Consider the following 25,135-nt stretch of genomic DNA (forward strand, 5'->3'; position numbering starts at 1 on the left):
ATCCGATCCAGGAAGAACCTGCCCAACTGGGCAAGGCCGATACGTGCCAGGCGTGCGCCGGCCGCATCGTGATACCAACAAGACCATCGACTTTCGCACAAGGATCCTTTATGTCCGGGACAAGGGAAACTGGCTGACAAAGTGTTGCGTGGTCATTCTGCGGACATTGCGCTGCGATCCGCTTACCGGCGCTGGCACGTTACGTGCTGGGGCGCGGCGTTTCGGGACAGCTTAAGTAGCGGCGACGCTTAGCGCAAGCTTTTCTCGATGGTGTCAATCGACCGCATGGCAGCATTTTTCACGCCTTGCAGCGAAATCTTGGCGCATGCGTGCCCGGATTGGTGGTCGCAAATATGCGAATTTTCGCAGCATGCTTTGCGCGCAACCCAAAACAGGCGCAATCACGCCCTACGCCAACGCAGGCTAATTATTTCCAGAAGCGTAAAATTGGCACTAATTGAAACTTCGCGATGGCGGGGGGTGCGGCGGCCGCTGCGCGCGGCCGCCAGCGACGTTCAACTGCGGGGACGAATCTTGCGCACGACTTCCAGCAGATCGTCCAATGACACGGGCTTGCTGATGTGCGCCGAGAAGCCGGCGCTGACGGCTTCTCGCATGTCTTCCTTGGCGCCAAACCCGGTAAGCGCGATGGACGGCAGATCGACGCCGTCCTCCCGCTCGCGGATGGCCCGCATCAGCGCATAGCCGTCCATGTCGGGCATGCCGATGTCCGACAGCAGCAGATCGAACGGGGACTGATCCAGCCGTTCCAAGGCCTCGCGGCCGCTGGAGACAGCCGTCACGATGGCCCCTTCGAGATCCAGCAGTTCGCGCATGACCTGCAGGACGTCCTCGGAATCGTCGACCAGCAGCACATTCAACCCGTCGAGCGGCATGTCGCCATTGGTTTGTGGCGCGTCCTGTTCTTCGCGCGCCCCGGCCAGGTCCAGCCACACCGTGAATCGCGCGCCGGCGCCCAGGCCGTCCGAGTGCACCTCGATCGTGCCTCCATGGGCGCCAACGAGTTCGCTGACGACCGCCAGTCCGATACCCAGCCCCGGGCTGGTGCCGGCCTTCTGACGCACGTCACCCTGGCTGAACATGTCGAAGACCCGGCCGACAAACATCGGGTCGATGCCCTGGCCCGTATCGGCCACGTCCAGCCTCAACCGGTTGTCTTGAACGGCGAGCTTGAGCGCGACCCGCCCTCCTTCCGGTGTGAACTTGATCCCGTTGTTCAGCAGATTCCAGATCACCTGCTCGATGCGCACGGGGTCGGCATCCAGGTAGATCGCCAGGGCGGGATCGAAGTCCGCCCGCAGGTCGACGCCGGCGGCGGCGGCGGCGGGCCTGAGCACATCGAGGATATTCTTCGCGATGGCCACGACGTCGATGATCGATTTGTTCAGCGCCAGCTTTCCAGTGCGCACGCGCGACAGGTCCAGCAGGTCGTCGATGATGCGGGCCTGGCCCCTGACCGACCGCTGGATCAGATCGATGGCACGCGCTGCCGGCGCCAGGTTGCGCACGGCTGGCGCGCGGGCCAGCAGCTCGGCATTGAGCTGAATCAGATTGAGCGGGTGCTTGAGTTCGTGCGACACGACCGCGAAGAATTCGTCCTTGAGCATGCTGTCGGCACGCGCGCGATCCAGCCGCGATTCCTGCTCGGCATCGCGCAGCTTCAATTCCGTCACGTCGCGCACGATCTTCGCGAACCCTTGATAGACCGGGTCGTCCATGCGGTTCACGCCCCCGGTGCAGTACACCAGGCTGCCATCCTTGCGCTTGTGCCACCGCTCGTCCGGCGCGTAACCGATCTGCCGGGCACGATCGAGTTCGTATTCCGGCCGGCCGGCGGCAATGTCCTCGTCGGTGAAGATGATGGATATCGACTTGCCTTCGGCTTCGGCGCTGGTGTATCCGAACATCAGCTCGGCGCCGATGTTCCAGTTGGTGATGATGCCCTGGTTATCCAGCGTCATGATGCCGAAGTCGCGGGCGCTTTCCGTCATCAGCTTCAGGTGGGCTTCGCCCAGACGAACCCGGTCTTCCGCCTTGCGCCGGTCGGTGATGTCGATGAACGTCAGGACCGCGCCTTCGATGCGGTGTTCGGCACTGCGGTAGGGCAGCAGCCGCGCCAGATACCAACGGTCGGTGGCGCTGCGCACCTCGCGCTCAAGCGGCCGCAGCGATTCGAACACGCCCGCGGCATCCTTGGCCAGGTCCGGATATTCCAGCCGATGCGTGATGTCCAGCACCGAACGGCCGGCGTCGCTGGGAATCACATTGAAGATATCGGAGGCGCGCGGCGTGAACCACTGAATGCGCATCATGCGGTCCACGAACACCGTGGCGATGTCGGTGGACGCGATCAGGTTCTGCAAGTCGTCATTGATCTTGGCGGTTTCGTCGACCTTGGTCTTGAGTTCCGCATTGACGGTAATAAGCTCTTCGTTGACGGACTGCAGTTCTTCCTTGCCGGTTTCCAGCTCTTCGGTGGTCGAACGCAGCTCTTCGTTGATGGCCTGCAGCTCCTCGTTGGAGGCCTTCAGTTCCTCCGTCGAGGTCTCGGCCTGCTCGATGGTGGCCTGCAACTGATCCTTGGTGCGCTGCAGCTCTGCCTCCAGCTGTGTCAGCACGGCGGCAGAGCCGCTCGTCGGGCCCTGGCTGCCATCGGCGCTCATGACGTCTTCGACTTCGTCGAACAGCACCAGCATGTAGTCGCTGGCGGACTCCTCGTGCCGGAACGGCCGCACCACCATGTTGATGTAGGCCTGGCGGTCGCCGAAGGTCATCTTGACCCGCCGCGCCTCAACGCTCTTGCGCGAATGCAGCGCCTGGAACATTGCCGTGCGCAGTTCGGTGCGAAGTTCGGGATGCACCGACGCCGGGAGATTCCGGGAGGGCTCGCCGCCCGGATGGCGCAGGAAACGGCCTGCGCCATCCGAGATATGCACGATGTCGCTGTTGGCATCGACGATGACGCTGGGTGGCGCGTACATTTCAAGCGCGCGCTGGTGCACCGCGGCGTACGACACCTTGGTCTCACGCACCGGCGCGGTGGAGGCGTGGATGGGCCGCACGTGACTGAAACCGCCGTCCGTCAGTTCGGGCATGCCGCTCAGCTGCGCCGGGGTCTCGCGCGCGGCGTAGATGCGATAGCGCTTGTCCACCACCTGGAACAGCTGCGGGCATGCATCGGCCGATTCGGAGCTGCCCAGAAAAAGGAAGCCGCCCGGTTTCAACGCAAAATGGAACATGCGCAGCACATCGCGTTGCACCTCGCGATCCAGGTAGATCAGCAGATTGCGGCAGCTGACCAGATCCAGCCGAGAAAAAGGCGGGTCGCGCAGGATGTTGTGCACGGCAAACAGAACACGCTCGCGCACGTCTTTCTTGATGCGGTATTCGTCGTCCTTGCGGCTGAAGAAGCTTTGCAGCATTGCCTCGGGCACATCGGCCTTGATCGCCATGGGATATGCCGCCGTCCGGCCCACCGTCAGCGCCGTTTCGTCGATGTCGGTGGCAAAGATCTGGATCCTGGGCGGCTGAGGCATCGCCGCAGCCCGCGCGCTCATCAACATGGCGAGCGAATAAGCCTCTTCGCCCGTCGAACAACCCGCCACCCATGCGCGCAACGCGGAATCCGGCGCATGACTGAGTGCCTTGAACAGCTTGGGCAGCACGAATTCATCCAGATTGGCAAAGGCGTCCCGGTCACGGAAGAACTGCGTCACGCCGATCAGCATGTCGGATAGCAGCCTGGGGGTTTCGTCGCTGCGTTCCTGAAGCAGCTTTCCATAGTCCGCCAGGGTGGCGGCGCCCGTGATCTGCATGCGGCGCTCGATCCGGCGCAGCACCGTGGCTTTCTTGTAGTGACGAAAGTCGTGCGCCGTGCGGGCGCGCAGCAAGGCAAGGATCTCGCGCAACGTGTTGCGATCGTGCTTGGACTCATCCGCCGCCTGCTCGGCGTCGGCCGCGCCCGCGGCTTCCTCCTCGGTCAGCGGCGGCAGGTGGATGCTGCCCATGTTCTCCGCGATTTTCCTGAGGCGATCCGGCATGATCGACACCGGCAGCACGATGTCCACCGCGCCGGTTGCGATCGCGCTTCGCGGCATGGTGTCGTGCTCGGCGTCCTGGGGCGATTGCGCGAACGTCACGCCGCCCTGCTCCTTGATACGGGCAAGGCCGACCGACCCGTCCGATCCGCCGCCGGACAGGACGATGCCGACGGCGCGCGTTGTGTGCACGTCGGCCAACGTCCGGAAAAACGTGTCGATGGCGATGTGGCGGCCTTCCGGTCTGGCCGTGCCAGCGGTCACGCGCAGATACCCGTCGTTCATCGCCAGCGTCGCGCCCGGGGGTATCACATAGATGTGATCACGCTGGATCGGGACCGGCTTGGTGACCTGCGCGACCGGGATGGCGGTGCTGGACTGCAAAATCCTGTCAAGGACGCTTTCGTGGTCCGCGGACAGGTGCACCACCACGACGAAGGCCATGCCGGGCTTGGCCGGCATATGCGAAAAAAATGTTTTAAGCGCGTCGATCCCCCCAGCTGAGGCGCCCAGGCCGACCACAGGAAAGCTGAGGTCACTACGGACGACGCCGGGCTTGTTGTTTGGAACGGACGGCGAATTGGACATTTTTTGCCTGTGGTGACGGGCTGAAGGGTATCGGCAATGATACAGGTCGCGAAAAGCGCGGCGGCCTCACGTCACGGTGCAGGCCCCGGAGGCAGTGCGCGCTTGTGCGCGGTGGCGTTGAACTGGCGCTCGATCACCGCCACGGCGTCCGGCGCAATTTCCTCTCCTTCCAGAAATCCATCGATCTGGGCATACGTGACGCCGTACGCGTCCTCATCCGGGCGCAACGGCCTCAAGGACTCGAGGTCGGCAGTGGGCACCTTTTGCACCAGCCGCTCCGGCGCTCCAAGCAACGTTCCCAACGCCCGGACCCGCCGCTTGGTCAGCCCACGCAGCGGCAGCACATCCGCCGCCCCATCCCCGTGTTTCGTGAAGAAACCCATCAACGCCTCGGCCGCCTGGTCCGTGCCGATGACCAGGCAATCCAGCGCGCCGGCTATTGCGTACTGCGCGATCATGCGCTGCCGCGCCTTGATGTTGCCTGCGCCGAAGTCCTCGGCCGCCTCGTTCGCGTAGGCGAGGCCCGCCGCGCGTAGCGCCTCGCGCTGCGCGTCCACCGCCGGCTTGATGTCGATGCGCATCCGGCGGTCGGGCGCGATGAAGTTCACCGCCTGCGCCGCATCTTCCTCGTCGCGCTGCTCGCCATAGGGCAGGCGCACCGCGATAAACGTGGCCGGCCTGCCTTGGGATCGCACCCGCTCGACGGCAAGCTGCGCCATTCGCGCGGCCACCGTGGAGTCCACCCCGCCGCTGATGCCCAGCACATAGCCCGCGCGCCCCGAGCGGGCGAGGTAATCGGCCAGGAATGCGACCCGCGCTTCCAGTTCGACGGCCGCGTCAAAGTCCTTGGTGACGCCGAGCTCGCGCGCGATGGCGTCCTGCGGGCGCAATGCCGTGTTTTGGGGTTGCATGTTCACTCCTATCCGCTTCTCGCGGATATCCGCAGCAATCCGTGTGCCCGGCCGTAGCGGCAACTGAGCGGCCGGAATCCCCGGCGTCCGGCGCTCAGGGCATCGTATGCGCGTCCTCGGTCAGCACCTGCATCAGGGCTTCGACGGAATAAGGCTTTTGCATGACTGGAAAGCCCAGCGCCCGGGGCCCTGCCATCGCCTCGCTGTAACCGCTGGCCAGCACGATTCGGATGCCGGGCCAGCGCTCCCGGATCCGATAGGCCAGATCCATGCCGTTCATGCCGGGCAGCACCAGGTCAAGAATGGCCAGGTCGAACCCGCCGTCGCGCTGTTCAAGTTCCTTCAGGGCCTTTTCGGCGTCAACGGTCCAGGTGAGCTGTTGACCCAGCTCTTCCAGCCATGCCGATACCACTTCACCGACCATGCGGTTGTCTTCCACCAGCAGCACCTCGCGGCGCACCGGCACGTTGGCCAGCTCACCGGAGACGGGCGATTCGGCCGTGGCGCCCGACGCCTTGGCGGCCGGCAGGTAAAGCGTGAACGTCGTGCCCGTGCCTACCGTGCTGTCGACGGTCACGTCGCCGCCCGATTGCCGGACAAAGCCTTGCACCTGGCTTAGCCCCAGGCCGGAGTTTTCATGCTGGCCCTTGGTCGTGAAGAAGGGTTCGAAGACATGCGCCAGCACCTCCGGCTCGATCCCGGCGCCGGAATCCTGCACCGACAGCGCCACCTGCGGCCCATTGAGCCTCGCCAAGCCGCCCAGCGTCGCGGTGTCGGGCACGATCTGGGCCGATATCTTCAATTGGCCGCCCGAGGGCATCGCGTCGCGCGCGTTGATGACCAGGTTGAGCAGCGCCGACTCAAGCTGGGTGGGATCGGCGAAGATCGTACAGTCGCCCGGCCCGAACTCGTAGCTGACCGCCACGGACGACCCCACCGTGGTTTCGAAGAGCTGCCGCATCGAAGCCAGGCTATCGCGCACGTCGAACGCGTGCGGCTGCAGCGGCTGGCGCTTGGCGTAGGCAAGCAGCTGCCGGGTAAGCTGGGCCGCTTTTTCCGTCGTGTCGATGATGATGCCCACATAACGCATCAGCGAAGCAGGCAGGTCGGGATAGCGCTTGATGAATTCCGCGGAGAACCGGATCGCCGTCAGGAAATTGTTGAAGTCATGCGCCACGCCCCCCGTCAGCCGGCCAATGGCCTCGTTGCGCTGGGCATGGTGCATCGAATCGCGGGCTTCCTGGAGCTGCTCGTGCCGCTCTTTCTGCTCGGTAATGTCGCGCGTGATCTTCGCGAAGCCGACCAGTTCGCCGCGATCGTCAACGACCGGGTCGATCACCACGCTGCACCAGAACCTGCTGCCGTCCTTGCGCATGTGCCAGCCCTCGGCCTCGAAGCGCCCCTCGCGCCGTGCCGTTTCCAGCGCGCGCTCGGGTACGCCGGCATTCCGGTCCTCGGGCGTGTAAAAAACGGAGAAGTGCTGCCCGATGATCTCGTCCGCGCCATAGCCCTTGAAACGTTCAGCGCCCGGATTCCAGCTGCTGACGCGGCCGTTGGCGTCCAAAAGGTAGATGGCGTAGTCCCGTACTGCCCCTACCAGCAGACGATAGCGATCCTCGGACGGAAAATCCGGTAAAGAAGTCATGCAATGTCCCCACCTGCGTGTCTATTCATGCTCAAGCCCCGTCAGCAAACGGCGTGCCATCCCGAAAACTCTGTTACAGCCGCCAGCCCACGGGCACAAAATTTGCTCTAACAGCGATCAGTAGGCGGCGCATTCCTGGCGCCGTCCGGGCATAGAGGGCCTTAGCAATGCAACCCATTCGTAAAGCTGTATTTCCCGTCGCGGGCCTCGGCACGCGGTTTCTTCCCGCCACCAAGGCCATGCCCAAGGAGATGCTTCCCATCGTCGACCGGCCGCTAATCCAGTATGCCGTCGAGGAAGCGGTCGCCGCGGGCATCACTGAACTGATTTTCGTCACGGGCCGAAACAAGCGCGCCATCGAGGATCATTTCGACCGCGTGCCAGAACTGGAATACGACCTGGAAGCGAAAAACAAGAACGCCCTGCTGGAAACCGTCCGCAACGTCATTCCGAACAACGTCAAATGCGTGTACACCCGCCAGCCGGCTGCCCTGGGGCTGGGCCATGCGGTGCTCTGCGCGGCGCCCATTGTAGGCAACGAACCGTTTGCCGTGCTGCTGGCGGACGACATGATAGACGCGGATGCCCCCGTCATCGGCGAAATGGCGAAGGTAGCCCGGGAGTTCGACGGCAGCGTCCTGGCGATCCAGCAGGTGCCCAAAGCCAACACCCACCAGTACGGGATCGTCTCCGGCAGCCGCAAGGCACACGGCGTGATGAGCCTGACGGGCATCGTGGAAAAGCCCAAGCCCGAGGATGCGCCGACCGACCTGGCGGTCGTCGGGCGCTACATCCTGGAGCCCGAAATTTTCGCGCTGCTGGAGAGCACCCAGGCGGGCGTGGGTGGAGAAATCCAGCTCACCGACGGCATCGCCGCCCTGCTCAAGGCCCGTAACGTCTTCGGGTTTGAATACGAGGGCGTGCGCTACGACTGCGGCAGCAAGGAAGGCTTCTATCGCGCCACGATGGAAATTGGGCGCAAGTACCACAACCTGGGTTGAAAGCGCGGCCCGCTCCAATCTTTACAAAGGAAGCTACCTCATGACCGATTCGAAACCCGCCCCGCCCCCCAATCCGCCGCCGTCGCCTCACGTGGATCGCGCAGAGACCGGCTATACGGGTCAACCGACCGAGGACGGTCCGCCCACGGGGGACGTCAATCAGAACCCCGACACCAATTCGGGGTATCCCGCCGGCGGGTCCCAGGCGCCTGCGGGCAAGGATCCGTACGGACGCCCCAAGAAATCCGAGTCCTGACCATAACTGACCGCCCTGCCCAGGAGACCACCGCGCATAGGCGCTGCGGTTTCTTGGGCCATCGCGACGCCATCTTCCTTCCGTTTCCGGCCGACGCAGACGCCTGATCTGCGCACAGTTGGCCAAAGTTCAGATGTTTCCTCTTTACGCCCAATTTCTCAAACGCGCCGCCGCCTATCGCGACGCGATCGGACAGGACAATGTCCGCCTACCCCTGCAAACCATTACCGCCGTCTTGCTGGCCTATGGCTGGATGCGGTGGCAGCAGATGCCGGATCTGGCATGGGGCGCCTTTTCCGCGCTATTTGTAGTGCGGGCCACGGTGGAGGGCACGGTCGGCGAAGCAGCCGCGCGCATCCTGGGCGCAATGATCGGGGTGGCGCTGGGCATTGCCTTCGTGCCACTTGCCGCCGTCACCGGCCTGCCGGCGCCGTGGAGCATCGTCGTCGGCGTAGGCGCCGCCGCTTGCCTGACGTTACGCTGGCCCTCCTTGAACTACAGTCTCGTCACGGCGACCATCCTGACCGTGACCCCGGACGCCGACCTCGTTGCAGGCGCCGTCAACAAGACACTTGCGATCGTCGTGGGCTCGGCCGCCGGTATCCTGGCCGCCTTTGCCGTGCTGCCGCTATCGGCCCGTCACAGCATGCGCTACAACCTTGCCGCCTCGTTGCAGCTGTACGGGGAATTGCTGGTCGAATGGGCCGCCGCCCTGAACGAAGGCAGAGAACGCCCGCGGCCGCGAGACAAGCCCGCCCTGGAACGCGCGCACTGGCGGGCGATCGACATGGCACGCCAGTCCCGATCGCTGCCGATCGATTTTGTGGGCCGCGACACGCAGGCGCAGCGGCTGCAGGACCGGATCGAGGAGCTATGGCTTACCGTCCCGCTGATGGAGCGCGTGGGCGGCGTGCAAGTCACCGAGAACGTCTCACGCCGTCTGGGCCCTGCCCTGCATGCGGTTGCGCAGGCAGCGCAACGGCAGATCGACGGCCTGGCGCGCGCCATTCGCGAACGGGGCGCCGACGCGCCCCTGTGTTGCACCCGTCAACAATTTGCTCAGCTGGACGCCGTGGTGCAGGAAGCCGCCAGCGGCGGCGGCTTCACGTGTGACGAACGGGTGGCGGTGGATCTGATCCGCTGGTCCTGGCACGAGGTCACGCGGGAATTGGATGCCCTGTGCGACACCGTGCAGCCTGCTGCGCAACAGACCCCATCCCAGGCCGGGGCCTGACGCGCGCCAGGCGTCAAGGCGTGAGCACCACCTTGATGCACCGATCCTCCTTGTCTCGGAAGGTCTTGTACATATCGGGTCCGGCCTCAAGCTTTGCGCGGTGCGTGATGACAAACGACGGATCGATCCTGCCCTGCACAATCAGGTCGAGCAACTCGTCCGTCCAGCGCCGCACGTGGGTCTGACCCATGCGCCACGTCAGTCCCTTGTTCATCGACGCGCCAAAGGGAATCTTGTCGATCAGTCCCCCGTAGACGCCGGGGACCGACAGGATGCCGGCGGGCCGGCACACATACATCATCTCGCGCAGCACGTGCGGCCGGTCGGTCTCGGCGCCCACTGCCTGCTTCACCCGGTCGTAAAGGTGCTCCATCGAGCTGCTGGCGTGCGACTCCATGCCGACCGCGTCGATGCATTTCTCCGGGCCCTTGCCGTGGGTCAGCTCCTTGAGCCGCTCCACCACATCCTCGTCCTGGAAGTTGATCGTGACCGCGCCGCAGTCGCGCGCCATTTTCAGCCGCTCCGGCACGGATTCGATGCAGATCACCTGGCGCGCGCCCAACAGGATGGCGCTCTGGATCGCCATCTGGCCCACGGGTCCGCCGCCCCACACGGCGACGGTGTCGGTCGATTCGATGTCGCACTGCTTGGCCGCCTGCCACCCGGTGGGCAGAATGTCACCCAGGAAAAGAACCTGTTCATCCGACAGCGCGTCGGGCACCTGCACATGCGTCGAATCGGCGAACGGCACGCGCACGTATTCCGCCTGGCCGCCCGCATAGCCGCCGGTCAGATGGGTGTAGCCGAACAGCCCCGCCGTCGTATGCCCGAACATCTTGGCCGCCTGGTCCGCGTTGCGGTTCGTGCGCTCGCAGACCGAAAAGTTGCCCTTCTTGCATTGGTCGCATTCGCCGCAGGTGATGGTGAACGGAATCACGACCCGGTCCCCCACCTTCAGGTTCTGCGCCTGCGCGCCGACTTCCACGACCTCACCCATGAACTCGTGACCCATCACGTCCCCGGACTTCATGCCGGGCATGAACCCATCGAACAGATGCAGGTCCGACCCGCATATCGCGCACGCGCTCACCTTGATGATCGCGTCGCGCGGATGCTCCAGGATCGGATCGGGCACCGTGTCGTAGCGGATGTCGTGTTTGCCGTGCCAGCAAAGTGCTTTCATTGGAATCTCCTTTGACGTGACCGCAACACGCGATCGGGCCTGGCGCAGCAACTGCCATGCCGTCGCCGATCCACACCCCGGCAGCCGCCCCTGCGCCGACCAACTCCGTGCGGATCTTCGCCTTGGCGCAGATGGGAACAGGACATGCGGACCGCGCCGCCGACGGCGCGCTTGCGATGCCATTCAAGGAAAACGCCATGGAACTCGTCCGCACACCTGTTGACCCTGCCGCCCCTCGCCGTCTGCGGCGCGCCAGCTTTCTGCTGGGTTTCGCCATGGGCGGCTTCTTTGACGGCATCCTGCTGCATCAGATCTTGCAATGGCACCACCTGCTATCGAACGTGCAGGTTGGACCGCTGGGGTCGCTGGGCGCCCAGGTCGCCGCTGATGGCGTCTTTCACGCCATCATGTACGTCATCGCCGCCGCCGGGCTCATGGAGTTGTTTCGCGCCCGGTCAGCCGCGTCGCCGGGCACGCCGATCCGCCCGCGCTGGGGCCACTTCTGGATCGGCTTCGGCTCCTGGCACATCATCGATGCGCTGCTCTCGCACTGGATCACCGGCATTCATCGCATCAAGATGGACGCGGAACAGCCGCTCATCTGGGACATCGCGTGGTTTGTCGTATTCGGCCTGGCGCCGCTGCTGGCCGGCTGGACGACCCGCAATCCTCGCCGCCCGCCGCCCACCGGCCGCACCGGCAAATCGCTCGTCGGCCTGCTCGCGGCAGCGGTGCTGGCGGGCGGGATGCTGAACCTTTTTCCCTTGCGTGCCGACGCGGACACCACGGTGGTCGCGCTGCGCCCGGGCGCGTCCCCCGCCGCGATGTTCCAGACGCTGGCCGCAACCGATGCACGCATCGTCTGGTCGGATCCGCAAGGATCCGTCTGGGTCATGACCGCCGTCCCCACCGCACAAAAACTGCGCCTATTTGCAGCCGACGCGATGTACGTCAGCGGGTCGGTTGCGCCGGCGGGGTGTTCGGCATGGCTGAAGGCCGGAGCGGCAAGTTGACGCAACGGACGTACTACGGCTCACACGACGCCCATGCTGCGATGCGTATTGACCGTGCAGGGGCAACATGCACCAATACCCCGACAGTGTGAACAGGAGGCAGAAATGTCAAACCCAACATACAAGCGTGTCATGGAAGTCGTTGCCGCTGCTGCCGACGGTAGCACCTACCGCATCGACAGATACTCCTCGCAGCCAATGGGCGATGAAACGCCCCGTGCCTACTGCTGCCTTCCCGACGGCCAACTCGTGACCTGGGAAGGCGATGGACACTACAAACTTCCGGATGGCACCGTCGTCACCATGGTGGCGTCCAGGTTGTGCCAGTAAGTCGCTACATCCCGCGGATCAATACGCCGACCAGAAACAGGACGGCCACCGCGCCTATCCAGAAAGCAAGCATCAGCCAGGGTCCGCGGCCGGTCCTGGCCCCGCGCCGCGCGGGCCGGCCGCGCGAAGGTGACTCGTCTGCTGGTTTCATGATGGCTCTCCAGGGCGCCCATTTCAGCGCATAGTACGAATGACGGCCCTGCACGCGCAAGTACTGCAAAGGGCCGTCATCGCCTTGGCGGGCGCGCTGCGTACTTCACTACTTGGCCTTGCCCGCCTTGGCAGCCTCGGCGTTGGTCTGCTGGAGCGCCAGCATGCTCAGCTTCTCGTCGGTGGCCTTTTCTTCGGCCAGTGTCTCCTTCAACAGCTTCAGCGCTTCGGTCTCGCCCAGTTGCTTGGCAAACGTGCACAGCGTGCCGTAGCTGGCGATCTCGTAATGCTCGACCTTCTGCGCAGCCGCGATCAGCGCGGCATCGCGCACCGGACCTTCTTCAACGTCTTCAATGACGTCCCGGCCTTCTTCGACCAGCCCTTCCATCGCGGCGCATTTGATGCGCTTGAGGCGGAAGTCCGCCCCTTCCACGATCTTGTCGATGCGTTCGACCTGGCCACGGGTCTCTTCAAGGTGGGCGGTGAACGCGTCGGCCAGTGCGGGATCGCTGGCTGCCCGGGCCATCTTCGGCAAGGCTCGCGTGAGTTGTTTTTCGGCGCTGTAGATATCCGATAGCTCGTGTACAAACAGGTCCTTCAAGGTTTTCTGGCTCATGATCACTCCTGTCGGTGGATCGATTGAAAAGCGGGCCTTGCCCAGCCCCTGCACAGCAAGGCCCATGCCGGTGAGCCTTGGTGCAACGCGTGGCGGGCAGGCCCGCTTGAACGGCCCGGCGCCGGACAGGGCGCCGGCGCACGCGTGTGCGCTACTTCTTGGCGGACACGCTTTGCTGCAGCGCCTTGGCGGCCTGCAGATGCTGCTGGAGACTGGGCAACGTTTCGATCGCAAATTGCTTGACCTCGGGATCCTTCACTTCCTTCGAGGCCTTTTCGAACAGCTTGACGGCGTCCTCGTGCGCGTCCACGCCGATCTCGTCGGCGTAAGCCTTGTCGAATCCTTCCTTGCGCAGGCCCAGCGCCTTGAGCTTGGCAGATTGCATCATCGACGGATCCTTGGGCGGCTCGAAGCCCTTGCTCTTGGCCAATGCCTCAAGCTTCTGCCCCACCTTGGTGTGATCGTCGATCATCATCTGCGCGAACTTCTTGACCTCGGCGTTCTGCGACTTTTCCAGCGCCATCTTGCTGCCAGCAATCTCGAGATGGCCGGACTCGGCCGCGTCGGTCAGAAAGCCACGGGCCTCGCTGTCAAGCTTGTTCGTTGCGGCGGGCACCTGCCCGCCAGGGGTGGCGGGCGTCTGCGCGAGCGCAACCGAACCCATGCTGAGAACAATTGCAGCGCCAAGCCCTGCCTTCAAAAGACGGTTTTTCATTCGGACCTCCAGTAGGAATAGCGTCGCCGGATGACGGCGCGTTGCCGTCTGACGAACAGCCAAGCTTCAGCAAACGTCATGCCCGGTGGAGTGCCCGCATGGCATCCCCTCGCACGTCTACGTTGGTGGCACGCCAGCGCAACACGGGAACGTTAGTTGCGGACTTTGGGGTGTCACAGCGACGCGGTCATCGGGTTCTGGTTGGGGAGCCTGGTGGCTGGCACGGCCTCGCCTCGTCGCTGTGACCTTGCTTTCACTTGGGCGGGGCGTGTTCGCCCCACGACGCACGGCACTTTTTCGCGGCGCAACGCGCGGGTTTTACGGCTATGTAACACAGAAACGCGAAGTTACACGCGCTGCGTTGCACGACGGTTTTGCGCTGGGCAAACTAAGCGCTCACATCTTTTGGGAGAGTTGCCATGCAAGTGGATATCCAGAAGCTGGGAGCAGACGCCGCGCGCCAGGGGTTGACCCTATTGGATTGCCCCTACCTTCGCACCGCAGCCATGCCTGCGCAGACCGGCGAATCCGTCAATGAATGGCGCAGCCGCGTCGAGATGTGGAAAGCCGGCTGGAAAGACGGCGTCAAATCTCGGGCAGTGAGCCGGACGCCTTCATCCCCCTTCATGAGCATACGCAGGTAGCATCGCCCTGCTTTGCGCGCCACACCGGGCCCTGGACCATGTCCAGGGCCCGCTTCGTTTGGGTCGCCCGAGAGGCCATTCTGCAGGTGCAAATAGCCCTGGGCGGTTGGTCGAGAATTCTTGCACTTTGTTGCACAGCATGGAGCCCCGATTTTGGAAAATCCCGGGGCACAACGATTTCTATCCACTCACTGGAGCGCACGATGAATACTGAACAAGGTATTTGCGTAGATGGATTCAAAGTCCACTGCGACGTCATTGAGTTGCCCAGCGGCAAATACCGGTTGAACGTCACGACCCGGCGTGACGGCGACCTTAATGACCAGCAGGCCGTCTGGCCCATTCCGAGCGGCAAGCTGTTTTCGGCCCAGCATGAAGCCGAGCGGCACGCGAAGTGGATTCTCAAGGGCATCCGGCGCGTCGACCCCAGCGGCACGCCGCAGTTCTGCCTGACCTGACGCGCAACGCGCGCGGTCCCATGGAGCGCCTTCGGGCGCTCTTTTCATGGGCCGTACTGCCCCCCTCGGGCACGCGCATTGCTGTGGCTCGACCGCCACATCCGGCCGGCCGGCGTCGTGAAGGACGCTGCCGGCCTTCACACAGGGGGTATCCATGGATCGGCCACGCCGCACACAAGCGGATTCACCGCTGACGTTCTCTGCGCTTGCAAGTCTTGCGGCAGCGCGCGGCCTCTTTTCGGGATCGCCGTAAGTGCCCCGCCAGACCTCCCCAGCCGGCCAGGCGCTGCCGGACCCGCGGACCTCGATGCTGAGGGGTCTGATGGGAACGGGTCTGCTCATCGTGTGCGGGCTGAGCGTGTTCGCGTTATGGCGATACCTGGACGCCGGCCATCCCGCTGTTGGCGCCGCGTTGTTGGGCGGCTTGCTCGCGGCGGGCGCGACCGCGCTGGGCGCGTTGCCGGTCGCGTTCTCGCAACGCGTGCCCGAGCGGGTGCAGGACACCCTGTTGGGATTCGGCGCGGGCATCATGCTGGCCGCCTGCGCGTTCTCGTTGATCATTCCGGGCCTGGACGCGGCCCGGCAACTCGGGAGCGGCCCCTGGGGCGCGGGTCTGACCATCGCGGGCGCCATCCTGCTCGGGGCACTGGCGCTGCTGCTCTTGGACCGCGTGCTGCCCCACGAGCATTTCATCAAGGGCAAGGAAGGCAAGCCGGCACGCAACCTGCGCCGCACCTGGCTGTTTGTGTTCGCCATCACGCTGCACAACTTTCCGGAAGGCCTGGCGATCGGCGTCGGCTACGCCGGCGCCGATCCCGTGCAGGCGGGTTCGCTCGCCATGGGCATTTCAATCCAGGACGTTCCCGAGGGACTGGTGGTGGCCATTGCCCTGCTCGCCGCGGGCTATCGGCGCGCATTTGCCGTTGGCTTCGGGATGGCATCGGGGTTGGTGGAACCGCTGGGCGCCGTGCTTGGCGCGGCCATTGTGGGCTGGTCGGCCTCGCTCTTGCCCTGGGGATTGGGCTTTGCGGCTGGCGCCATGCTGTTCGTCATCAGCCACGAAATCATTCCCGAGACCCATCGAAAAGGCCACGAGGTTCCCGCGACCTGCGGCCTCATGCTGGGATTCGTGCTCATGATGCTGCTGGACACGGCGCTGCAATGATTTCGCCGGACGTTGCGGCGTGACCGGTATAAGCGGATCCCCCTCCGCCATTGGATGTCGGCCGCGTTGACGACGCCCATCCGATTTCAGTAATGTAAATCGGTGAGCCTGGCGGCTCACTTTTTCCCTGTAAGCCATTCCATCTGCAAGCCAACCCCAGGAGCTCGAACATGAAGAAGCACCTACTGATGATTGGTCTCATTGGCTCGCTGACCTTTTCGGTCACCGGCCAGGCAGCTGATGCGAAAAAGCCTCTCGGCATGTGGCAATGCCAGGACTTCCTCGACGTCCAAGAGAGCTTTCGTCCCGTCGTCGTCAGCTATGCAGAAGCGCTGAACAACAAAGGCAAGCCCGAAGAGGCCGTGGTCGACGTAGAGGGCATCAGCACCCGCACGCCGATGCTGGTCAAGCAGTGCAACGAAAACCCCAAGCTCATGCTGCGCGACGCCTTGGCGGGTCTGAAAAAGTAAATGTATTGACGCCCCTGAGGCTCAGGCTTCGGGGGCTTGCCTTAGCGCCCCCCTTTCCCGCAGCCTCTGGCGCACGCAGTTTCCCCGATTCGATTCAGGCGCTTACCGCGAATGCTTGCGGTTGAGGAGCCGCCCTATAACCCCAGCGACAGCAGCATCAGGAACGCGCCAAACAGCACAAAGTGCGTGAGGCCCTCGATGGCGTTCGTCTGCCCGTCGTTCAGGTTGATGGCCGCGACAACCAATGTGACCAGCATCATCAGCGTCTGCAGCGGCGTCATCGCCATGTTGATCCGCTGACCAGTGATCAAGGCCATCGCCTCCATCGCCGGCACGGTCAGAATCACCGTGGACAGGGACGCACCTAGTGCAATGTTGACCACCGACTGCATGCGATTGGCGAGCGCCGCGCGAAACGCCGTCAACATCTCTGGCGCCGCCGAGATGCCCGCCACGACCAGCGCGATCAGGCCGACGGGTACGTCCATCCCTTTCAGGCCGCGGTTCAGCGAGTGCGACATCAGTTCGGCCAGCGCGCCCACCGCCACAATGCCCACCGCCATCACGACTGCCGACTGGCGCCAATTTGGCTGCGCGCCCGCCGGCGCGGGCTTGCGCGTCTTCTTGTCCGGATAGCTGTAGCTGAAAAAATAGCTGTGGGGCCCGGTCTGCATGCGCACGAACACGCCGTACATCAGCAGCATCGACACCACCGTGAAAGCGCTGTAGGCCCGCCAGCTTGGCTGCGGAACGAACTCGGGGATGATCATCGACACCGTGACGGCGGTCAGGATCATCACGCTGTACGTGCGCGCCGAATCGTCGTTGTAGGCCTGCTCGCCGTGCTTGAAGCCGCCGATCAGCGCGGCCACGCCAAGGATCCCGTTGATGTCCAGCATCACCGCCGAATAGATGCTGTCGCGCACCAGCGTCGGCGAGCCCGCCTTCGCCGACACGATCACCAGCACGATCACTTCGACCAGCACGGCGGACAAAGTCAGGATCATGCTGCCGTAGGGGTCGCCCAGCTTCTGCGCGATACGTTCGGCATGGCGGGCAACACTGAGCGACGCGGCAAGAATCGCGGCGATCAGCACGACCGTTTCAACGAGGCTACCGGCTTGGCCTAGCCCTTCCAGATGCGGCTCAACAAAGAGCCCCGCGACCGCAAGCCCGCAGGCCAGCAGCAGGAACATTTCAGACTGCAGTAGGGATTTCATTGCGATATGGCGGGCGAAAAACACCGTGGGCCTAGCACGTGCCGTGCCGCGTGGCGCGCAAGCAATCGGGCATGAGGCTTGCTGTCGGGTTTTACGTCACGCAGGTCCGAGCGTGTAGGAATGGAGCGCCATGCCGAAGAGAAATGCAGCAAAGCGGCGAGCAAAGTGCGAGCCGAAATCCCGGCCCGGGAAGGCCGGAAAAGTGAACCCCATCTCCCACTTTTTTGACCGCTTCGCATCGCAAGTCACGAAGAGAGCGGGATCGCCTGTCGCATTCGGCATCGCGCTGATCGCTGTAGTCGTGTGGGCGTTCTCGGGCCCGGCCTTCGGGTTTTCCGAGACATGGCAGCTTGTCATCAACACCGGCACCACCATCATCACGTTTCTCATGGTCTTCCTGATTCAGCAAAGCCAGAACAAGGACAGCGAGGCGCTGCACCTGAAGCTGGACGAACTGCTGATTGCGGTGAAAGGCGCCGACGAGCAACTGGTCGACGCTGAACGGCTGGACGAGGAAAAGCTGCTTGCCCTGGCGTCCGCGCTGACCAGCCGGGCGCGGAAACAGCATCGGCAACGCGCACGCAGTCGCCGCCGGCAGTGATGGGGTGCGGGTCCGTGGGCGCTCTTGGACCGGCCATGATCCGCCCGGGGATTGGACCCGCGAGGGTCCGCCCGTGCAGCAGGCGCGGTCGCGCCTCGCGTTTGCCTTGCGCTATGGAATCGATGAAACGTCACGGCCCGCCGGCGCGGACGGCACGGGAGGGGTCTGCCGGGTTCGCGGAGTGGGCGGAATGGTCTGCATGACTTGAGACTGCTGGACGTGCTGGGCGCGCTGACCTTGCTGCACACGCAATTTGCGCAGCCGCGCCACTTGAAGATCCAAAAGAGCCCGAAGCCGCTCGATCTCCGCGTCGTCGGCCGACCTGGCGGCAGCGGCGCGCACGTCCGCCATCATCTTCTCCAACCGGGCCAGTTCCGGGTCCGACATCGGATCGCTGACGCGCCGCACCTGCATGCGGCCCATCAGTTCCGCAACCCGGTCGCGCATGGCCACCGCTGCCATGGCGCGCAGCGGCTGGCGCAAAAAGCGCGGCCATCCCAGCGTCGCACCGGCGGCCAGCGCGGCCGTCCGGGCCCACGCCCCGCCCGCTCTGTTGAGCGGTAAACGTCGCGGCATGGGAACATCGAGCGCCTGGCGGTCGCGCTCCATCTTGGCCAGCAGGGCCTCTTTATCAGCCAGTGTGGTCGTCTTGGGCATAGTGGCTCCGTGCAGCAGCGGTATCCAGGCGCACCTGATGACTCAGTTCCGCGAAGGGCGACGCTTTCGGCGCGCTCCGTGTCGAAATGACCAGCGAAATCAGCGTGATCAGCAGCCAGGCGCCGGCCACCAGCCACGCGGCCAGCTTGCGATGCTCGGTATCCCAAAAGCTCACAATCGCGGCCACCGAGATAAACCCCAGCGTGCCCAACCCGCAAAACACAAGGGCCACGCTGCTGATCACGGTGGCCACCAGCGCCGAGCGGTAAAGGGACAACTCGATCCCCACCAACTCCACATAGTCCCCCGAGCGTTCGGCGGCAAAGGCCGCGATGCGGCGCAATCTACGCAATCGTTCTGCAATCATGGCGTCTCCTTGGCGCGTGGCTGTCAAGCCTGGCGGGCAGGGCTCGCGCAGCAATTGCCATTCCCGCGCCAGGACGGCTACGTCCGCCCCGACGCGCGCCCGCCAGTCAATCGGATCAATAGGCCCGCCAGTTGCTCGAGCCGGTAAGGCTTGGGCAGAAGCGGAATGCCTTCCTGCCCAGCCTTTTTCACTTCCTCGCCCATGAATCCGGTCATCAGCGCCACCGGCAGCCCCGGGTTCCGGATACGCACTTCCCGGGCCAATTGGATGCCGTTCTTACCGCCCGGCATCATGGCATCCGTCAACATGACGTCAACGCGGCCATCGCCGTTCAGCACTTCCAACGCCTCGGCGGCACTGGAAGCGGGCGTGACCGCATAACCCAGCTCTTGCAGCATGCTGGCCGTCAACGCGGCCACTTCGGCGTCATCTTCAACCAGCAAGACATTCAACGTCGAGGCGCGTTCCCGAACCGCACGCACATCGGCCGGGCGGCCGCGCGTGGCGGCTTGTTTTGCCGACCGGGGCAGACACACCGAGACGGTGGTTCCCATGTCCGGCTGTGTGGAAAGCTCGATGGCGCCGCCCGACTGCTTGGCAAATCCATACGCTTGCGGCAGCCCCAGGCCCGATCCCTTGCCAACATCCTTGGTGGTGAAGAATGGCTCGAACACGCGCGCCGCCACCTCTGCGGACATGCCCGTGCCGGTATCCGTCACGCGCAACGCAACGTGGTCGACCGTCAACTCGCCCTGCCCCGGCGCGGCCACGTTCTCGGTCCGGATTTCAATCACGCCGCCGTTGGGCATGGCATCGCGCGCGTTGACCGCCAAATTCAGGATGACGAGTTCAAGCTCGCCCGGATCGACCTCCACCGGCCACAGGCCGTCGGCCAACGCCAGCGACACGACAATGTCGCCGCGCAGACTGCGCTCCAGCATGTCCAGCATGTCGCGAACGACTGTGTTCAGGTCCACCACCTGTGGGCGCAAGGCCTGGCGGCGGGCAAACGTCAGCAACTGCCGCGACAACGAGGCGCCCCGGTCCACCGCCTGCCGCATCGACGCATACAGGCGTGTGCGCCGCGCGTCGTCGATGGGACGCTGCAGCATTTGCAGTCCCCCCGAAATGACCATCAGCAGGTTATTGAAATCGTGGGCCACGCCCCCCGTCAGTTGTCCCAGCGCCTCAAGCTTCTGGGCCTGGCGCAGCGACTCTTCAATCCGGCTGCGCTCGAGCATCTGTTGCTGAAGTTCGGCATTGGCCATTTCCAGCTCCCGGGTCCGGCTTGCCACCATGGACTCGAGCGCCTGGGCCGCCTGCTTCTCTGCCAACAGCAGAGAACGGATTTCATACTGGCGCATCCTTGCGCGCGCCGCCGTCTGCACCATCGTGGTCAGCGCAAGGCTTTGGGTCGGCCGCTCCAGCAGCGACACGTTGCCCAGCAGCTCCGTCATCTTCTTGCGCCACCGCACGACGGGTCCGCTCTGCGACTTGCCGGTCAGCACGACAAACGGCAGTCCGGACCAGGCGGGCTGCGCCTTCAGCCATTCGCTCACCAAGTCCAGATTCTTGCCGAACAGCCCTTCCTCGGTGATGCAAGCCGTCAGGGCGCCGGTTTCCGCCTGCATCAGCAGGTCTTCCGCATCCTTGCACACGTATGTAGAGAAGCCGGCGCGCTGCAGCAGCCGCGCGCCGGCCGTGCCATCGCGACCGATCGGGGCATACACCAGAACACGCGCTTCGGCATCCTCAGGACGAAGCATCGGGTACGCTCAATAGTCGCAGGTCTTCACCCGTGTACTGCGGGGTGCCCGAAAACAGTCCATGAAAGGCGGTCAAGGGCGGCCCCAGGGTCAGACCTGCCGACGACATGGTGAATTCGCGCATCACGTGTTCGTGCGCGCCGCTGCGTTTCTTGACGACCGAAATCGCACGACGCACGCGTCCGCCGTATTCGAAGTAACGCAACATGATTACCGTATCGCTGAGATAACTGATGTCCAGCGGCGTTTCCATCGGGCCCACCAGCCCATGCTCGGCAAGCACCATCACGGTCGTCACCCCCTGCTGGCCAAGGTAACTGAGAAGTTCGTGCATCTGCAGAATCAGAAACCGTCCGTCGGGCATGGCATTCATATACCCGTTCAGGCTGTCGAAAACCACGATGCGCGCCCCGCCCTGCTCGACAGCGCGCCGCACCAACGCCGTAAATTCGCCAGGGGACATTTCGGCCGGATCGATTTGCTTGAAGTTCAGCAATCCGGCATCCAGCGCGGTATCCAGTTCCATCCCCAGCGCGCGGGAACGCGCAAAAAATGTGGCCCGGGATTCGTCAAACGCAAAAATTGCAGCATGCTCGCCTCGCTGCGTTGCAGATGCCGCGTAGGTGGCAGCCAACGAGGACTTGCCCACGCCGGCCGCGCCAATCAGCAGGGCGTTGGTGCCACGGTCCAGGCCACCGCCCAACAGGCTGTCCAGCTCCGCGTTGCCGCTGGGGGTGGGCGTCGGATGAAACTCCTTGTGATGCTCGGCCGCGACGAGCCGCGGATAGACCTCCAGCCCGCCCCGCTTGATCGTGAAGTCGTGATAACCGCCCCGAAAGTCCACGCCGCGCATTTTGAGAATGCGCAGCCGCCGCCGCTGGGCACCGAAATCCACGGCCATCTGCTCAAGGGCGATGACGCCGTGCGAGATGGAGTGCAACTGCAGGTCGTCCTCTTTGGCCGCCTGGTCGTCCAACAGAATCACGGTGCATTGGCGATTCGCGAAAAAGTGCTTCAATGCCAGGATCTGGCGGCGATAGCGCAGCGAGCCCTGCGCCAGCAGTCGAAGTTCAGAGAGGCTGTCAACGACGACCCGCGACGGATTCAGCGATTCCACCTTGTCCAGAATGAGCCGCGTGGTTTCGGTCAGCTCCATCTCGGCGGGGTGCAAGACCGTGAGCTCCCGCTCGGGGTCCAGCACGTCTTCCGACACGATTTCCAGGATCTCGACGCCATCCAACGACCATCCATGACGGTGCGCGACAAGGTTGAGCTCAGCCGGACTTTCCGACAGCGCGACATACAGCGCGCCCTCGCCCTGGCGGACACCCTCCAGCAGAAACTGCATGCCCATGGTGGTCTTGCCAGTGCCTGGCCGCCCTTCGCAGAGATACATCCTGTTGGGATCCAAACCGCCGCCCAGAATATCGTCGATCCCGGGATTACCGGTCGAAATGCGGGGGTCAGGCTTGAAAGCCGCAGTCTGTTCTTCAATCGATGCGCTCATGGCTTTCCCGTGAATACGAGTGAAGCACCAAGCATATCGCCATCGTCAAATGGGATCAGCCGCTCAGACGGAAAGAGATGTTACGTACTGAATCGCTGCGCCGGGCCACAAGCGGCTGTGCAATAAAAGGAAAACCCAGGGCGCAGCGCCGCCGGACGAGGGTCCAATATGTCCCCAAAAAATAAAAACCCGCCTTCCAGAATGTGGAAGGCGGGTTTTTTATTTTTACTTAATACTTCGATTTACTCGAACGAAATCTGAAGCTGGGGATTGATCTTCCATTCGAAGCGGGCACTTGCCTCGCCGCCACCGGCGTCTTGGGCCAGCACCACGTAACGGCCCTCTTGCGGCGTGGGCGGCACCAGACCGCGCAGCGTGCCGGTGGCCTCGTCAAACTTCAGGCCTTCGGGAAGTCGGGCAGGCGTCGTGCCGTCCTTGTCGAAGAGCGCGTAGCGCACCGCGCCGCTACCGCCCGTGGCGTTCACCACCGGCAATGCCGTCGGCATCGTGGCGCCGGCCGTAAGTTCGATCGGGTTGGTCGAGATTTCGAGCGCGGGCGCCAGGTTGAAGTCGACCGGAACCGAAACGCGGGCGCCGCCTTCGTCGCTGATGGTGGCGGTAAGACCTGCCATTTTTTCCAGAGACTTGGGCACCGCGCCACTGACGCGGCCGCTGCCGTCGAGCACCAAGCCGGACGGGATACGCATGGCGCTGCCATCAGCGTTTGAATAGGACACGGCGTAGTTCCCGGTGCCGCCGCTGACGTTGATGAACTTGACGGGGCTCTTGATCCGGCCGCCCGCCGTCGCTTGAATGGAACCGCCTTCGACATTCAAAGGCGGGTTGATAGTCAGTTGCACCGCCCGGCTGGCCTTGCCGCCACCGCTATCTTCGACTTGGATCAGATAGGTCAGCGTCTTGGGGCTGGCGACGGAGGGTGCGGCGCCCGAGAGCGAGCCGTCGGATCCGAACACCAGGCCGGCGGGCAGTTCGGCGGGCTTGCCGCTGGTGTCGAGCAACCGGAAGTTCAAGGTGCCGGTTCCGCCGGAGGTACGCACACGGATCAACTGGGAATTAAGCGTTGCGCCCGACGTGATGGACAGCCCCTTGTCGGGAGCAATGGCCGTGCCGCGGGACCGGGCAATTTCCTGACCGCCCGTGGACGTCGGGGAGGCGGCAGGCGTGCCCTTGACGGGCGCGGCGCGTTGCGAGATTTTGCCCACGGGCGGTTTGAAGTCTTCGGCAGCGATGGCTTGGCCTGGCTTGACTGCGATCAGTCCAACAGCGACTCCCAAGCACGCGAATCGGGAGATTATTTTTTTATTCATAACAGTCCTTGTGACTCAATCAACGATGCGCTCTGCGCGTTAAATATCACTCAACAGGCCGAGCGTAAAAACGCTCGGCCTGCGAGACCCAATAACCGCGTGCGCCTCAGACAAACTTGACGCTCCGCCATGTCTCTTTGCATTTACATCGCAGAACCGCGCAAGGCTGCAGGCCACGATCAGCACTGACGTATCGGAAGACTGGGCGAGACATTATTTCAAGAACAAGAGGCTGGAATGGAGAGTAAAACTACCCTTTTGCCAGCACATAATCGGATTGCCCCTCGCTCGAGCGCCAGTCAATGCCAGGCTTTATCAGACCGATGAACAGCCGGGCCAACGCAAGCGAAGAATTGATATTCAGCTTGGAATAAACACGCGCCTTGTGGTTGTCCACGGTTCGCACGGAGATATGCAGATGTTCCGCGATTTCCTTGCTGGAATGCCCCGCAATCACGCCTTGGACGATCACAAGCTCACGCTGCGTCAGCAGCGCCTTTCGCGCTTCTTCCTGTTCCGCCCGCACGCGATTCAGATGCGCGCGGCGGCTCAGGCGCAGCGCAAAGTGAATGGCATGGGATAGACGGCTGGAATTGAGCGGCTTGGCAAAGAAGTCCACCGCACCACGCCGCATGGCCTCGACGGCGTCGCCGAATTCAGGCTCGGACTTGATGAAGATCATCGGCAGGGCGGCGTTTGCCTGGGCCAAATCGCGATCGACAGCCCTATCTGCGGTCAATTTTCCAAAGTCCATGATCAGGCAGTCGCACTCGCCTTCGGAATAAATGGACAGGAAATCACGCACTGTCCGGCTCTGTATGACGTCGATGGAAAAATTGGCCAGAATCCGTCGAACGGCCCATTCCGATGACTCGTCCTCGTCGACGATGTAGGCCTTGGCGCCGATGGGAAATGGGTCCGCGTGGGCCGCCCGCACCGCCACCCCGCGCGGCGCATGGAACGCGTCATGGATAATCCGAGGGTGATACTGCCCCCAATGCAGCGACTGTTCGGAATACGGCATCGTCTGTTATGGCAAGAACGCAAAATCGCGCATCCCGGCAATCTGGGCAGCACTGCGCGCAAGTGACGAAGTATAGGAACGCGTCCACAAGCGTTCCCATCAGAAATATTCGATTCTTTGGGCCATCCGTCTCGCAGGCGCCTCGCGTGGCCACGGCATTCACTGCTGCCGGCGTTTTCATGATGGAAGTCAACATCGACGCTGGCCTAATCCGCAATTCTGTCCGGA

The 25,135-nt window shown here is 63.6% G+C and carries 22 protein-coding genes; 9 read left to right on the forward strand and 13 right to left on the reverse strand.

Annotated features, from left to right (window positions below):
* Nucleotides 1–515 precede the first annotated feature (515 nt).
* From QEP15_RS17535 to QEP15_RS17545, 3 genes are all read right to left on the reverse strand, one after another.
* A complete protein-coding gene (locus tag QEP15_RS17535; protein WP_280147778.1) occupies nt 516–4,646 on the reverse strand; it encodes a CheR family methyltransferase in 4,131 nt (1,376 codons plus the stop codon).
* A 71-nt stretch (nt 4,647–4,717) separates the two neighbouring features.
* Complete coding sequence (gene nadE, locus QEP15_RS17540) at nt 4,718–5,557, reverse strand: ammonia-dependent NAD(+) synthetase (RefSeq protein ID WP_152385040.1); 840 nt, start codon at nt 5,555–5,557, stop codon at nt 4,718–4,720.
* A gap of 94 nt (nt 5,558–5,651) precedes the next feature.
* The gene (locus tag QEP15_RS17545) at nt 5,652–7,202 is read right to left on the reverse strand and encodes a PAS domain-containing sensor histidine kinase (RefSeq protein ID WP_152385041.1); all 1,551 of its coding nucleotides are present in this window, start codon (nt 7,200–7,202) and stop codon (nt 5,652–5,654) included.
* 167 nt (nt 7,203–7,369) lie between these two features.
* On the opposite strand from QEP15_RS17545, the gene galU reads away from it, so the two are divergent.
* The 3 genes from galU (at nt 7,370) to QEP15_RS17560 (ending at nt 9,693) form a co-directional block, all read left to right on the forward strand.
* Nucleotides 7,370–8,203, forward strand: coding sequence for a UTP--glucose-1-phosphate uridylyltransferase GalU (gene galU / locus QEP15_RS17550; protein ID WP_280147779.1), 834 nt, complete (start codon nt 7,370–7,372; stop codon nt 8,201–8,203).
* Between the two features lie 40 nt (nt 8,204–8,243).
* Nucleotides 8,244–8,459, forward strand: a complete 216-nt coding sequence (locus QEP15_RS17555) for a hypothetical protein (protein ID WP_062842130.1) — start codon at nt 8,244–8,246, stop codon at nt 8,457–8,459.
* 133 nt (nt 8,460–8,592) lie between these two features.
* Nucleotides 8,593–9,693 (forward strand): FUSC family protein, encoded by a 1,101-nt coding sequence (locus tag QEP15_RS17560; RefSeq protein ID WP_280147780.1) that lies wholly within the window; start codon nt 8,593–8,595, stop codon nt 9,691–9,693.
* Nucleotides 9,694–9,706: 13 nt separating this feature from the next.
* Here QEP15_RS17560 and QEP15_RS17565 read toward each other — a convergent pair whose 3' ends face one another.
* Complete coding sequence (locus tag QEP15_RS17565) at nt 9,707–10,876, reverse strand: zinc-dependent alcohol dehydrogenase (protein ID WP_108005450.1); 1,170 nt, start codon at nt 10,874–10,876, stop codon at nt 9,707–9,709.
* A gap of 56 nt (nt 10,877–10,932) precedes the next feature.
* Here QEP15_RS17565 and QEP15_RS17570 point away from each other — a divergent pair, with 56 nt between their 5' ends.
* Nucleotides 10,933–11,889, forward strand: coding sequence for a DUF2243 domain-containing protein (locus QEP15_RS17570; RefSeq protein WP_280147781.1), 957 nt, complete (start codon nt 10,933–10,935; stop codon nt 11,887–11,889).
* Between the two features lie 589 nt (nt 11,890–12,478).
* Here the strand turns inward: QEP15_RS17570 and QEP15_RS17575 are convergent.
* Both QEP15_RS17575 and QEP15_RS17580 read right to left on the reverse strand, forming a co-directional pair.
* Nucleotides 12,479–12,985, reverse strand: coding sequence for a YciE/YciF ferroxidase family protein (locus tag QEP15_RS17575; protein ID WP_152385044.1), 507 nt, complete (start codon nt 12,983–12,985; stop codon nt 12,479–12,481).
* Nucleotides 12,986–13,136: 151 nt separating this feature from the next.
* Nucleotides 13,137–13,700: a DUF4142 domain-containing protein gene (locus QEP15_RS17580; protein ID WP_180100523.1), complete on the reverse strand. Its 564-nt coding sequence runs from the start codon at nt 13,698–13,700 to the stop codon at nt 13,137–13,139.
* A gap of 419 nt (nt 13,701–14,119) precedes the next feature.
* Between QEP15_RS17580 and QEP15_RS17585 the strand changes: the two genes are divergently transcribed.
* The 4 genes from QEP15_RS17585 (at nt 14,120) to hdeA (ending at nt 16,437) form a co-directional block, all read left to right on the forward strand.
* A complete protein-coding gene (locus QEP15_RS17585; protein ID WP_128828768.1) occupies nt 14,120–14,344 on the forward strand; it encodes a CrpP-related protein in 225 nt (74 codons plus the stop codon).
* A gap of 203 nt (nt 14,345–14,547) precedes the next feature.
* Nucleotides 14,548–14,802 (forward strand): hypothetical protein, encoded by a 255-nt coding sequence (locus QEP15_RS17590; protein WP_180100524.1) that lies wholly within the window; start codon nt 14,548–14,550, stop codon nt 14,800–14,802.
* A gap of 307 nt (nt 14,803–15,109) precedes the next feature.
* Entirely contained in the window at nt 15,110–15,967 is an 858-nt protein-coding gene (locus QEP15_RS17595; protein WP_280148923.1) for a ZIP family metal transporter, read from the forward strand.
* 170 nt (nt 15,968–16,137) lie between these two features.
* A complete protein-coding gene (gene hdeA, locus QEP15_RS17600) occupies nt 16,138–16,437 on the forward strand; it encodes an acid-activated periplasmic chaperone HdeA (protein WP_056323268.1) in 300 nt (99 codons plus the stop codon).
* 134 nt (nt 16,438–16,571) lie between these two features.
* Here hdeA and QEP15_RS17605 read toward each other — a convergent pair whose 3' ends face one another.
* Nucleotides 16,572–17,657 carry a calcium:cation antiporter gene (locus QEP15_RS17605; RefSeq protein ID WP_056323262.1) on the reverse strand — a complete coding sequence of 362 codons (1,086 nt, stop codon included), beginning with the start codon at nt 17,655–17,657 and terminating at the stop codon, nt 16,572–16,574.
* Between the two features lie 130 nt (nt 17,658–17,787).
* Here QEP15_RS17605 and QEP15_RS17610 point away from each other — a divergent pair, with 130 nt between their 5' ends.
* Nucleotides 17,788–18,258: a low affinity iron permease family protein gene (locus QEP15_RS17610; protein ID WP_142054164.1), complete on the forward strand. Its 471-nt coding sequence runs from the start codon at nt 17,788–17,790 to the stop codon at nt 18,256–18,258.
* Nucleotides 18,259–18,369: 111 nt separating this feature from the next.
* Here QEP15_RS17610 and QEP15_RS17615 read toward each other — a convergent pair whose 3' ends face one another.
* From QEP15_RS17615 to QEP15_RS17640, 6 genes are all read right to left on the reverse strand, one after another.
* A complete protein-coding gene (locus QEP15_RS17615; RefSeq protein WP_142054162.1) occupies nt 18,370–18,915 on the reverse strand; it encodes a hypothetical protein in 546 nt (181 codons plus the stop codon).
* The gene (locus QEP15_RS17620; protein WP_280147782.1) at nt 18,890–19,282 is read right to left on the reverse strand and encodes a phage holin family protein; all 393 of its coding nucleotides are present in this window, start codon (nt 19,280–19,282) and stop codon (nt 18,890–18,892) included. Before QEP15_RS17620 ends, QEP15_RS17615 begins: the two co-directional genes overlap by 26 nt.
* Nucleotides 19,283–19,359: 77 nt before the next feature.
* Nucleotides 19,360–21,048 (reverse strand): ATP-binding protein, encoded by a 1,689-nt coding sequence (locus tag QEP15_RS17625; protein WP_142054161.1) that lies wholly within the window; start codon nt 21,046–21,048, stop codon nt 19,360–19,362.
* Complete coding sequence (locus tag QEP15_RS17630; RefSeq protein ID WP_280147783.1) at nt 21,035–22,555, reverse strand: ATPase domain-containing protein; 1,521 nt, start codon at nt 22,553–22,555, stop codon at nt 21,035–21,037. Before QEP15_RS17630 ends, QEP15_RS17625 begins: the two co-directional genes overlap by 14 nt.
* A gap of 242 nt (nt 22,556–22,797) precedes the next feature.
* On the reverse strand, nt 22,798–23,850 hold the full coding sequence (locus QEP15_RS17635) for an Ig domain-containing protein (RefSeq protein ID WP_180100531.1): 1,053 nt from the start codon (nt 23,848–23,850) through the stop codon (nt 22,798–22,800).
* Between the two features lie 283 nt (nt 23,851–24,133).
* Nucleotides 24,134–24,907: a response regulator transcription factor gene (locus QEP15_RS17640; RefSeq protein WP_280147784.1), complete on the reverse strand. Its 774-nt coding sequence runs from the start codon at nt 24,905–24,907 to the stop codon at nt 24,134–24,136.
* Nucleotides 24,908–25,135 lie beyond the last annotated feature (228 nt).

The organism is Achromobacter mucicolens, assembly GCF_029866465.1.
Taxonomy (GTDB): domain Bacteria; phylum Pseudomonadota; class Gammaproteobacteria; order Burkholderiales; family Burkholderiaceae_B; genus Achromobacter; species Achromobacter mucicolens.